Raw genomic sequence first — 11,975 nt, 5'->3', positions numbered from 1 at the left:
CGATACTGAGGTGGAACATATGCGTGACATCACGTTTGACGAATCGCTGATTCTTTATGATCTGGAAGCTGAAAACAACGAGGAAGTACTGGCAAAAATGGCCCGAAACCTAGCAAACAAATCTTTAGTAAAAGAAAGCTATATCCATGCCGTAATCGAACGAGAAAGAGCGTTCCCAACCGGTCTTCCGACACAAGGAGTTTCCGTAGCGATTCCGCATACCGATGTAGAACATGTCATCGAAAAAGCCATTAGCGTCGCTACACTCAAACAACCTGTGCCGTTTGCGGTTATGGGGGAAAACGATCGAACCACCCCTGTCCAAATCGTCTTTATGCTGGCTATGAACGAGGCGCATGCCCAGCCCACTTTGCTGCAAAAGCTGATGCAGCTCATTCAAGATGAAAAAGCTTTGAAATACATTTTGACCGAAAAAAACAAAATGACACTGAAACACTGGATTGTCGAAAGATTAGGGTTTCATCACTTGAAAGGAGGTGATCAATAATGGCGAAAAAACGGGTGTTAGTCGCCTGCGGAGCTGGCATCGCCACCTCCACTGTCGTCGCCAAAACGATCGAGGAAATGGCCAAAGCGAGCGGCATTGATATCGATGTGAAACAAGTCAAGATCAGTGAAATTGGTTTTTATGAAGATGATGCTGATTTGCTTGTCACGACAGCGCGAATTCAAAAGCCCTACAAGTTCCCCATTATTCAAGCCCAATCGTTCTTAACGGGAATCGGAGTAGAGGATACAAAGAAAAAAATTTTAGAGGAATTAAGCAAATAAAAAATGGTGATTGGGGAATAGGCCACTGTCCCCAATCAGTTTTCCTTCTACGAAAATCATAAATCATGGGGGGAATGCGTGTGAAAGGGGCAGTAGAATTTTTCCAAGCATTTTTAAGTTTAGGCGCTACGGTCATCCTCCCGGTCGTCATCTTCCTGTTGGGTTTGCTGTTTGGACAAAAACCGGGCAGAGCCTTTCGCTCAGGTTTAACGATCGGGGTCGCCTTTGTCGGTATCTTTCTCGTAGTCGACTTGCTCACCAAAAACTTAGGTCCTGCCGCTCAAGGAATGGTAGAACGTCTAGGTGTTGACTTGACGGTAATCGATGTCGGCTGGCCCGCTACATCATCGATCGCTTGGGCCAATACAGCGATCGCCGCATGGATCATTCCGATCGGATTGGCTGTAAACGCCATCATGTTAATCACCAAAACAACAAAAGTGATGAACGTCGATATTTGGAATTTCTGGCATTTTACCTTTATGGGATCTGTTGTATACACCATGTCTGGAAGCATCATTCAAGGTTTGATCGCCGCTGTGCTCTTTCAAATCGTAGCCTTGAAAGTGGCCGACTGGACAGCACCCATTGTGAGCGATTTTTACGGCATGCCCGGCGTCTCCTCCGCCACGGGCAGCACCATGTCGTACGCTCCTGGCATTTTCTTAGTGAAATTGATTCAAAAAACGCCAGGGCTAAAAAATTTGAAAGCGGATCCAGAAACAATTCAAAAACATTTTGGTATTTTTGGCGATTCGATGTTCATCGGCTTGATACTGGGCGCTGTTATTGGATTGCTGGCGGGGTATGATGTAGGCGGCGTATTAAATATCGGGATTTCCATGGCAGCCGTCATGGTGCTCATGCCAAGGATGGTCAAACTTCTCATGGAAGGGCTGATGCCCGTTTCCGAATCTGCCCGTGAGTGGTTGAACAAACGTTTTGGAGACAAAACGAATGACATCACCATTGGGTTAGACGCTGCTGTTCTGTTAGGCGATCCATCTGTAATCGCAACGGCGTTGATTTTGACTCCGTTAACCATTCTGATCGCGGTCATCTTGCCAGGCAACGCGGTATTGCCTTTCGGCGACTTAGCCACCATTCCGTTCATCGTAGCCTATATCGTCGGGGCCGCAAGGGGAAATGTCGTGCATTCGGTCATTGCCGGCGCCATTATGATTGCCTTGTCGCTTTGGTGCGCCACGGATATTGCCCCTACCTTCACGAAGATGGCTGAAGCAGCACACGTCAAACTTCCTGCGGAGGCTGTCCAAGTGTCAAGCATCGACCAAGGCGGCAATATCGTCAATTGGATCATTTGGAAACTATTCTCCCTTTGGAATTGACGAAACGCTCTATTCTTCCTAAACCCTAATCTTCAAGGAAGGGAGAAACAACAATGAAAGCATTAGTCAAAACAGCTCCTGGGTTTGGTCATTTGGAGATGATGGAATACCCGGATCCAAAACCAGGAAAAGACGAGGTCAAAATCGAGGTCAAATTCGTCGGCATTTGCGGCACGGACCTCCATTCATATGAAGGGCATTATAAGAACATCACGCCTCCTGTTATTTTAGGCCATGAGTTTTCAGGACAAATCGTTGAAGTCGGGGAAAACGTTACAGAATTTCAAATTGGTGATCGAGTCACCTCAGAAACAACCTATTATGTTTGTAGACAATGCCCCTATTGCCAAACCAAAGATTATAACCTGTGCCCACATCGCAAAGGATTGGGAACACAACAAAATGGGGCATTTGCGAAGTATGTGATTGCTAAAAAAGAAAGCCTTCACAAAATTCCAGACGAACTCGACTATCGCTCTGCGGCCATGACAGAGCCCCTCGCGTGCACGTATCATGCCGTCGAAAAAGCAAACGTGCGTGCAGGCGATGTTATCGTTGTCATCGGACCTGGCCCGATCGGCTTGCTTACGGCCCAGGTGGCAAAGAGCCGAGGGGCAAAGGTGATGATCATCGGGTTGACTAAAGACCGCATCCGATTAGATAAAGCAAAAGAGCTTGGCGTTGACTATGCAGTCGATTCCCAGCAAGAAGATGCAAAAGAGCTCGTTCATCGCTTAACCGATGGCTGCGGCGCCGATGTCGTATTTGAATGCACAGGAGCCGCGCCCGCTGCCAATCAAGGGCTGGATTTGCTTCGTAAGAAAGGGATATATGTACAGGTAGGAATCTTCCCTGAATCGTTCATTTCCTTTGACATGGAAAAAGTCATTCAAAAAGAAATTCATGTAATCGGAACGAGAAGCCAAAAACCATCAGACTGGGAGCCGTCCCTTGCCTTAATGAACGAAGGAAAAGTCAAGGCGAAAGATCTTGTCACCCATGAATTCAACATCGATCAATGGGATCTAGCCTATCAAGCCATCAAAAACGGCGAAGCGATCAAAGTGTTGTTAAAACCGATTGACTAACTCCATTCCCATGGACAATTAAGCCATTCATTGGCTTAATTGTCCCGTTATCTCTTGCGCATAGGAGGAATCCAGAGATGATCGATTCCTTTCTTGATTTCATGTTGGGCGACTTGCGAAAAATAACAGATTTGTACATCCGTCATCAACTTGTTTTCAATTCCATTGTCGTTGGTGCAGCTCTGCTCAAACTCATCATCTCCAAAAAAGAAACAGACTTCAGAGTAAACGAGGAGGGAGTACAGGGTGAAAGCATTGAATCTTTACGGCATTCAAGATTTAAGGTTTGAAGATTCCCCGAAACCGGTCATCCAACATGAACATGACGTCATCATCAAAGTCAAGGCGGCGGGAATTTGCGGGTCCGACCTTTCCCGGTACCAAAAGCTCGGTCCTTATGTACCAGGCATGACATTTGGACACGAATTTTCGGGTGAAGTGGTCGAAGTCGGCGCGGGGGTTGAGCGCTTCAAACCAGGAGATCGAGTCGGAGCTTGCCCTGCTTTTGTATGCGGAACATGTGAACCATGCAAAAGCGGACATCCTTCCCAATGTATCGAATTGCACGTGATCGGCGCAAAACACCCCGGCGCATTTGCCGAGTATGTCAAACTCCCAGAAGATCATCTTCTTCACTTGCCTGATGAAGTGGATTTTGAAACAGCGGCGCTCCTAGAGCCTTCCTGTGTCGTCGCTCATGGCTTCTACCGAGCCAACATTCAGCCTGGTGCGGACATTGCCATCATGGGAGTCGGCAGCATCGGGCTTTTGGCCATTCAATGGGCGAAAATTTTTGGCGCCAAACGCATCTTTGCCATTGATGTTGATGAACATAAATTAGAAATTGCAAAACAGCTTGGAGCAGATGTGTTGATCCACTCCTCCCTCCAGTCCCCTTATGACCAACTGATGGAACATACGGATGGGCGCGGGGTGGATGTAGCAGTGGAATCAGCCGGCTCTCCCTTCACGTCCGCCCATGTTCTGTCGCTGCCGAGAAAAGGAGGAAAAGTAGTATTCATGGGAATTCCTTATGCAGATGTCAAAATCGAACGCTTTTACTTTGAAAAAATCGTCCGCAGCGAGCTGACGATCTATGGCTCATGGAACGCCCTTTCGGCTCCCTTCCCAGGCAGAGAATGGGCTTCTACCCTTTACTATATGAGCACCGGTCAAATCACCGCAAAACCGCTCATTTCCCATCGTCTAGAGCTGAGCCAAGGGCCGGAAACATTCCGAAAAATCATGAACAAAGAAATGCCCTGCGTGAAAGTCTTGTTCCTTCCTTAAGAACTCCCATTTCGCACCCTCTCGATTTTCATCGGAAGGGTGTGAAATGCGAGGTGTACAACAAAATTGCAACTTATATAGCAAAGCCGATCACTCTGTACGCCGTAAAGAATCAACGCACCCGTTGTTCTGTTCTCTCCAAAGAAAATTGGATATTCAAAGCTGGCGATGCACATGGGAGCATGGAAAAACCCACAAGCGAGGCATTGGCGGAGAGTTTGCGATTGGAGGAGTATAAAAAAACTGAACATCATCACAAAGTGAAAACTCAAACCTTGTTCGTATAAGCATCCACCGCTTCGATTAACACCCAACGATTCGGAAAGGCTTGGCAAACGTCTTTCCATTTCATTCTGCTTTCCTCCTCTCCTTATTGCCCCATTCCATTTTTGATTTTCAGTATAACGCAGATCGCGTCTTGAACGCTCTTCCACCTATCCATATTTTGCTTCGATTTGCCTGCTCCCCGGCAGTCCTTGTCTCTGTTCCTCTTTTCCCATCAATCTTTCCCCCTTCATCTCCCTGCGGATGTGTGGTTCCAAGTCACTTGCCCTCTCCCCCTTTTTCTCCATCCCCCTTTGCATGATTGGGGGTGTTCATTCATCATCGGCCGCCTTCCGGATGCTGCCCCTCCTTGCTTTTTTGCATCGCAACGAGTCATCTGATATCGGAATGAACCCCCTCATTGATACTTGTTGGGAAGATGCGAACTAGAAGTCTCACGTCGTTTTCGCGCCTCGTTCATAAGCCCCGATCGCATCCTCCCAAAATGAAAATCGCCTTTCACCGTACGTATGCTCTATAAACGATACCCTCGCTCACCAAACATCGACCTGTGCCGTTCACTCCACTTTCTTGCCCATCACCCGCTCGATCATCGCAAGCAGAGCCAGCCTTCTTTTTTCAAAAAACTGGTCAAAATCATCCGCCCTTATGGATGCCACATCAATGACATGCGTTTGCAGAATGTCATCCAATACCGCTGCCGAAACGCCTTTCCTCTCCTGCAGTTTCTTCAAATATACACTTGGAGCATCACGGCCAATCATCCGATTCGTTTTATAGGACAATGGAGTTTTATTCATAATGCAATCGTACTTCGCTTTCTCAATCCCTCGTTTTTCGCAATAGTCACGAGGGAAAATATGGTGAATATCAATCGATTCGCCGTAATACGTCTGAATATCGATCGGCACCCCAGATAAGAAATCCCGCGCCCCTTCCCTCATGAGCAAGGCTTGCAACCCTTTATAAGCGGCGCTGTTTCGCGTGCGCAGCGTGAAGAGGCGATCAGCGGCGAAATGGGCATCCCGCACCGTCGTCGGCTCCGCACCGCCGCGAATCCATTCGACGACTTCCACCACGTCACGGGCAATCCGCGTCTCCGTCGCTCCTCCATACAATTCGCCCAATACACCGCACCAATACCAACGGGCGATTCGGTCACGGACACAAACATTGTGCGCCTCTTTTCCCAGCTCGACAAAAATGGCCGCCAGCGGGATCAACTGGGTGCCGTACGGCAAATCGCGCGCGGAAAACACATGCTGCTCATGCAAAAATTGAGCCGCCTGAATAAACCCTTCCGTCACCCGATCCGCCCATGTTCGGTAATCCGCCAGCTTCAATTGCAAGATGTCGCGCCGCTTGCAACTGACCGCCACGCCGTCCCCCGCTTTTCGTCGATTGTACGTGGCCAACAACGCAACTGCCTGCAGGAAATCGGTGCTGCTGATATCGGCCAACACTCTGTTGTAAATTTCTCCAGATCTCTTTAATTTCGCTTCCTTCTCTTCCCAATCATCCCTCAACTTGAAATCTTCCGCCGCAAACGTAGCCGTAAGAAGCTCGAAGACGGTCAGAGAGACGCCCCCTGTGTTCACATTTTCAAACACTTGGCAAACCGCCTCTTTCGGAGTCGGCTTCCGAAGCATAATGACAGGCACTTGATATTGCTGAAAACGGGGAAATACATCCATCATGAGCTTTTGCCATTTCAACGACCGTTCCGCAAGCCTCGCTGGATCCGAAAAATAGCACGTCTGCCACGCCAACAACCCCGCAGGATCGAAAAGCAAATTCACCGGAAGCATTCCCGCTTCGCATTCTTTCTCCAAGTCAGAACAATCAAGAACGACTCTCCCTCCCGGCCCGCGAATGATCCGGTCTTCCGGAACACTGACGATCGTCTCTTCCCGGTCGACGTTCGGATCTAACATTTTGTCAATGTCAATATAGTAGAACCGTTTGATTGCCTTGTCTCTCTTGTCTCTTGTCGCTACAGGCGCTTTCAATTTCAATGATTGAAACAACGCCGTCAGCCGCTGTTGACCGTCAAGAATCAGCCGTTCCGGTTCCACTTGGTTCACGTTATCGACCCCTTCGATCGGCCTTGAGGCAAAACGGACATTCGGATTTCCCGTCTGGAGCATCATCACCGCACCGATCGGATAAGAGAGAGAAACACTGATCAACAAATTCCGAATCCGCTCGTCATCCCAAACCCAGCCTCTCTGAAAATCAGGAAGCTGTGTTCGACATTCCTGAATGCTTTCAAGCAAATCAAGCAAACTTTCGACCGTACTGTCAAACGTGGTAATCGTGCTCATATCCTTCCCCCTCGTTTCATGAAAAACCCTACACTTCCATACGATTCAATCGACCAATATTCCATCATCCAATGCATATTCCTGTTGCTTTCCAAAAAACACTTTATTCTTTCGACAATGGCATTCTTTTTCCTCTTCCTGCCGCGCAGCGTTTGACAGAAACATCCCCTAGCCAACGAAAATCCGTAGTTGAATATAAAAACAAAATATTGTATATTTATAAACATACAATGACGATTGATCGCGAGGGATCCAAATGAAAATCGACCATGCCGTCACGAGCGATGTCAAAGACATGCACGCGCTCATCCAACACTATGCAAAAAAAGGACTCGTGCTGCCCCGCTCGCTGCTGTCCATCTACCAGCACTTGCAATGCATGTATGTCGCCAGGGAGAACGGCCAAATCGTCGGCACCGCCGGGCTGCATATCCTGGGGCACGATCTCGGGGAAGTGCGTTCGCTCGTCGTATCTCCTGACCATATGGGGAAAGGAATCGGCCGCCTGCTCGTCCACCATATTGCCGACGAGGCGGCCAGACTCGGAGTGAAGCGGTTAATATCCTTTACTTACCAAGTCGAGTTTTTTCGAAAATGCGGGTTTGAGATCGTGGACAAATCAACACTGCCGGAAAAAGTGTGGATTGATTGCGTCAACTGCCCGAAACTGGACTGTTGCGATGAAACGGCGATGATAAAATACATTTGATCCCCCTCCCACCCGCATCACGGGGAAGGGGGAGATCCCTTGGAAAAACCTTTTTTCCTCCGCTGTTTCGCTCTCTATACCCTTAACTAAAAACGAGTATGTTCGAAACTGGAAGGCTGGTGATTTCGTGAAAAATCGCGGAAAACGGAATCTCTTCTCAAATTGAGAAGTCCTGTAAAATCAACGCTTCTCTTTCAGCCGAAAGCAACGGGTTCGGCGAAATCGGTCGTTTTTCACCAGCCCTCTAGAAAATAAAACCGCTTTGCCCCCCTGCTCGTGCGCCCCAGCCGCATTAACGTAGCGAAGGATAATATAGTGGAATCCATTTCAGAGGCAAAATCGGCCAAAACTAATGGATTTGTTCGTTAATCATATGAAAATTAATATTCACCGGTATAAATTTCTTGATACGCTCAATATCCCGCTTCTTGTAGTCCATAATCACAATGCCAGTAATGACCTCATCCTCTTCAGAAAACCGGATAAACACACCAGGAGCTGCTTCGTCATCATACGACACTTTTGGTTCGCCCAAATAAATATAAAGAACATCGTGATCATAGTCATAGGAGTATTTAACGTTTTCCTGTAAATTTTGGACGAACATAAATCGCACCTCCTGTCTCTTGGTTTAACCTGCTTTTGGCGATGACGGTAACAACGTCACCATACGCTTCATCTTCATGGTCGACAATAACGACCAATGCCTTTAGCGACTTAAACTTAGGCAATTGCACAAGATCTATATATTTTTGTCTTGTATCATGCTGATCGTCCGGATTATTTGGCAATATAAAACAAGGATCTTGAATGACGCTCTTGACCATATCTTCTTGGCCTATAAACTCTTCCCTTGTATGATCCCCACCAACAATATGATAATTCCATGTTGTGCTTTTAAGCCGAACCTCTCTGCCTAGAGGATCCTCAGTTATAAATATGTAGTCTGTATTGATCTTGTTACCTTCCATTATTGCTCACTCTTCACACCAATAATACCTAATTGCGAAAGTTCCTGAATCTTTTCCTCGCTTGGCGGGGAAGGGATTTCACCGAATATCTCTTCATACTGCTTAATGTAATTCAATAACAAATAGGCAAATTGTTTGGCGTGTTGTGGGCTCATAGTAACCTTTCCGAGGTATATATTCTCATCGGGCGATTGCTGTTGAAGATTAAGGATGATATCATGAAGACTCATACTTAAACTAATGGAATTACAATAAACATTGAAGGGTCTCTTTTCCATATTCCCTTCCAATATACCTTTCCTCTCCCTTTTATTTTAAAACGGTATTGTAATTATATTTTACACCTTAAAGAATTTTCTTGCACTCATTTCATTAGGGAAACCGCTGTATATAGAAAATGCCTATAAATAAACCGCCCCACCAAGGGATAGCCTAATCATCGTCCTTTCCGCTGATGCCATTTCCACGCGCTTTCGATGGCTGACAAGTGACAGGCAGCCTCACCCCCTCACAAATTCAGCATATTTTTTCTTCCGCTCTGTTTTTGTGCCTGAAAAGTAATCTAATCATGCATCCATATTCATAAATTTCGGAGGCAGCGATTTTGGATGCATATACAAATAAACTCTCCATCGGTAATGTTCCGGCGCATGCACCATATGAGCTTCTACAGGATTGAGATGAATATATCGACTCACTTCCAACATTCCACTGTCATTGTCAATCCATTTACCATAATAACGTTTTTCAAATACATGTCCCGTCAAACGATAGCGAGTATTATAATAATTCGCATACCGTTTGTTCATGAGCGCCATGACTTTCGAAATCGGCTCCTGTTGTGAGCGCAGCTGCAGGTGAAAGTGATTCGTCATAAGGCAATATGCGGCTATTTCAAATGGGATTTTTTCGTGAAGCTGGTGGAGGATATGAAGAAAAGCGAGAAAATCATTTGTTTCCTTGAATAGGGGATCACGCCGATTGCCGCGGCAAACGATATGATAAAACCGATGGGGCACCCAGATCCGCTTTTGCCGTCCCATTCTTTTTACCTCGCTGTTGCCTGTTGCTTCGTATATGTTTTCATCCATCTTAGCGTCATCGCTTCCCAAAGCGATTCATCCGCTATCTCTTCGGTTCCCTTTAAATCGGAAATGGTCCTTGCCAACCGAATGATTTTCGTTTGTACACGATTGCTCCATTGATGTTGGGATGCCCATTGCTGCAACAGAAGTTGCTGCCTGTTGGCAAGCGGGCTTTTTTCCATTAATAACTCAAAAGAAACACGCCCATTCGTTATTTCTTTTCCGTAACGTTCATATTGCTTTCTTCTTGCTTCTTCTACTCTTTTCCTTATGGTTTCCGAAGATTCCGAAACCCTCGTTTCTTTGGTGAAATCAATGACTTCCAATGATAATAAAACATCCATCCGGTCATAAATCGGCCCGGAAACACGATTTCGATACGCTTGAATTTGTTTCGGACTGCATGTGCAATAGCGCGTTCTTGAGCCTAAATATCCACACGGACACGGATTCATCGCCCCAAGCAAAATAAAGTCCGCGGGATATGTCACCGTCGACGAAATACGGCTAATCGTCACTTTCCCCGTCTCTAACGGCTGGCGAAGCATATCCAGCGTCTTTTTCGCAAATTCCGCCATTTCATCGAGAAACAAAACACCGCGATGTGCCAGCGACACTTCGCCAGGCTTTGGGTGCGTTCCCCCGCCAATTAAAGAAAGCGATGAAGCGGAATGATGCGGATGACGAAAAGGCGGATGGCCGCTCTCGATTTTTTCCCCTGCCAGCTGGTACAAACTGATCACCTCTAACTGTGCATCATGAGAAAGGCTCGGCAAAATCGTCGGAAACGTTTCCGACAACAAACTTTTCCCGCACCCAGGCGGTCCAACCATTAACACGTGATGTCCGCCTGCCGCTGCGATCTCCAATGCTCGCTTTGCTTGATGATGACCAATAATCGATTGAAAATCTCGATGATGCTTTCGCGGGGAGTTCGTAATTTCAGGAGTGCGAAAAGCTGGGGATAACGAAAGAACACGTTGTCCTTGCAGATATTGCACCGTTTCTTCCAATGTCTGAACAAAGATACAACCGAGATCTTTCAAATGATGAAGCGGAAGTGTGGGATCATACGGAAGGTATACTTTTTGAAAACCGAGCTTCTTTGCCGCCAATATTGCTGGAAGCATGCCATCCACCGGCTGAATCGCTCCATCCAACGATAACGAACCTAAAAACGCTGCATCGGGGGAAACCGGCGCTGTCAGCTTGCCCATTGCCTTCAAAATCCCAATCGCCATCGCCAAATCAAACATCGGGCTATGCTTTTTTCCGCTCCGGCGGAGACAAATGAACAACAAGCCTTTTATCAAAAAAGTCGCATCCGAAAGCATAAAGCGAAGCAAGAACACGTTCCTTTGCCTCTTTCACCGACGCATCCGGCAACCCAACAATCACCATCGCCGCAATCCCAGGCACCTCCTGCACCTCCACCTGCACCCGATACCCTTCTAACCCCCTTAACCCAATGCTTAAAATCTTCACCGTCACTCATCCATCCCTCCCAATCACAGAACATTAGTTCTTATCCATCACTGTAATACCCTCCTTATTCTCTTTCAATTACTAATATTTCGACAAATTTTGGGTGATGACAGGCACCAAATAATTGTAAATTAGCACATTATTTCAGAATCCCTTTTTCAAATTATTTCGGACGGATTCGGAAATAATGTGCAAAATCTTTGCGAATTATTCCAGGTTTTGCAGATTATTTCCGAACATTTGCACATTATTTCGGATGATTAACTAGAATGAGGATGGATCGGGATGAAACATAACAGGGGTCGATCAGCCCCTGCTGTGTCAGTACCCCATTTCTTCGGCTGCCATACGCACAATGTCTTCGTCAATCATATGTTTTTTTAATTGAGCGCCGTATAACAGGCAAGTGGTGGCGAGGTTGTTGATGATCCGCGGCCACCCCTGCGACTGCAGGGCGATCGCTTCTAAGGCAGCTGGGGTAAAAATCGGGTGTTTCGCCCCATACCCGTCAAGTTTAGCGGTATAAAATTTTTAAGACGATACTCGTGTTCATCCCCGCAGTGAATGATGGGGATCACATCCATTATTGGGCATACC

The 11,975-nt window shown here is 46.7% G+C and carries 13 protein-coding genes and 2 pseudogenes; 8 read left to right on the top strand and 7 right to left on the bottom strand.

All coding sequences use genetic code 11. The features are described 5' to 3' along the window. Positions 1-19 precede the first annotated feature (19 nt). From JCR24_RS06020 to JCR24_RS05990, 7 genes are all read left to right on the top strand, one after another. On the top strand, positions 20-508 hold the full coding sequence (locus tag JCR24_RS06020; RefSeq protein WP_238980282.1) for a PTS sugar transporter subunit IIA: 489 nt from the start codon (positions 20-22) through the stop codon (positions 506-508). Continuing rightward, positions 508-792 (top strand): PTS sugar transporter subunit IIB, encoded by a 285-nt coding sequence (locus JCR24_RS06015; protein WP_238980281.1) that lies wholly within the window; start codon positions 508-510, stop codon positions 790-792. The genes JCR24_RS06020 and JCR24_RS06015 overlap by 1 nt, the downstream gene beginning before the upstream one ends. Positions 793-872: 80 nt before the next feature. Further along, positions 873-2,141, top strand: coding sequence for a galactitol-specific PTS transporter subunit IIC (locus JCR24_RS06010; protein ID WP_238980280.1), 1,269 nt, complete (start codon positions 873-875; stop codon positions 2,139-2,141). A 53-nt stretch (positions 2,142-2,194) separates the two neighbouring features. Beyond that, positions 2,195-3,229 (top strand): zinc-binding dehydrogenase, encoded by a 1,035-nt coding sequence (locus JCR24_RS06005; protein ID WP_238980279.1) that lies wholly within the window; start codon positions 2,195-2,197, stop codon positions 3,227-3,229. A gap of 77 nt (positions 3,230-3,306) precedes the next feature. Further along, a complete protein-coding gene (locus JCR24_RS17530; RefSeq protein ID WP_370643312.1) occupies positions 3,307-3,519 on the top strand; it encodes a hypothetical protein in 213 nt (70 codons plus the stop codon). Then, a complete protein-coding gene (locus tag JCR24_RS05995) occupies positions 3,476-4,519 on the top strand; it encodes a galactitol-1-phosphate 5-dehydrogenase (RefSeq protein WP_238980278.1) in 1,044 nt (347 codons plus the stop codon). The genes JCR24_RS17530 and JCR24_RS05995 overlap by 44 nt, the downstream gene beginning before the upstream one ends. 53 nt (positions 4,520-4,572) lie before the next feature. Next, positions 4,573-4,806, top strand: coding sequence for a hypothetical protein (locus JCR24_RS05990; RefSeq protein WP_238980277.1), 234 nt, complete (start codon positions 4,573-4,575; stop codon positions 4,804-4,806). A gap of 555 nt (positions 4,807-5,361) precedes the next feature. On the opposite strand, the gene JCR24_RS05985 is transcribed toward JCR24_RS05990, so the two are convergent. Continuing rightward, positions 5,362-7,128: a GmrSD restriction endonuclease domain-containing protein gene (locus tag JCR24_RS05985; protein WP_238980276.1), complete on the bottom strand. Its 1,767-nt coding sequence runs from the start codon at positions 7,126-7,128 to the stop codon at positions 5,362-5,364. 256 nt (positions 7,129-7,384) lie between these two features. Here JCR24_RS05985 and JCR24_RS05980 point away from each other — a divergent pair, with 256 nt between their 5' ends. Continuing rightward, positions 7,385-7,837 (top strand): N-acetyltransferase, encoded by a 453-nt coding sequence (locus JCR24_RS05980; RefSeq protein WP_238980275.1) that lies wholly within the window; start codon positions 7,385-7,387, stop codon positions 7,835-7,837. 349 nt (positions 7,838-8,186) lie between these two features. On the opposite strand, the gene JCR24_RS05975 is transcribed toward JCR24_RS05980, so the two are convergent. From JCR24_RS05975 to JCR24_RS05950, 6 genes and pseudogenes are all read right to left on the bottom strand, one after another. After that, positions 8,187-8,444, bottom strand: a complete 258-nt coding sequence (locus JCR24_RS05975; protein ID WP_011888351.1) for a DUF2283 domain-containing protein — start codon at positions 8,442-8,444, stop codon at positions 8,187-8,189. Beyond that, positions 8,413-8,808, bottom strand: a complete 396-nt coding sequence (locus tag JCR24_RS05970; RefSeq protein ID WP_023634263.1) for a hypothetical protein — start codon at positions 8,806-8,808, stop codon at positions 8,413-8,415. Before JCR24_RS05970 ends, JCR24_RS05975 begins: the two co-directional genes overlap by 32 nt. After that, the gene (locus JCR24_RS05965; protein ID WP_021321464.1) at positions 8,808-9,098 is read right to left on the bottom strand and encodes a DUF3467 domain-containing protein; all 291 of its coding nucleotides are present in this window, start codon (positions 9,096-9,098) and stop codon (positions 8,808-8,810) included. The genes JCR24_RS05970 and JCR24_RS05965 overlap by 1 nt, the downstream gene beginning before the upstream one ends. Positions 9,099-9,374: 276 nt before the next feature. Beyond that, the gene (locus JCR24_RS05960) at positions 9,375-9,851 is read right to left on the bottom strand and encodes a transposase (RefSeq protein ID WP_238980274.1); all 477 of its coding nucleotides are present in this window, start codon (positions 9,849-9,851) and stop codon (positions 9,375-9,377) included. Between the two features lie 5 nt (positions 9,852-9,856). Next, a pseudogene (locus JCR24_RS05955) lies at positions 9,857-11,384 on the bottom strand (YifB family Mg chelatase-like AAA ATPase). Between the two features lie 315 nt (positions 11,385-11,699). Continuing rightward, a pseudogene (locus JCR24_RS05950) lies at positions 11,700-11,879 on the bottom strand (AAA family ATPase); the annotation flags it as partial. Between the last annotated feature and the right edge of the window lie 96 nt (positions 11,880-11,975).

Source organism: Geobacillus sp. YHL, from assembly GCF_022341265.1.
Classification (GTDB): domain Bacteria; phylum Bacillota; class Bacilli; order Bacillales; family Anoxybacillaceae; genus Geobacillus; species Geobacillus thermoleovorans.
This window is presented reverse-complemented; position numbering and strand designations above follow the sequence as displayed.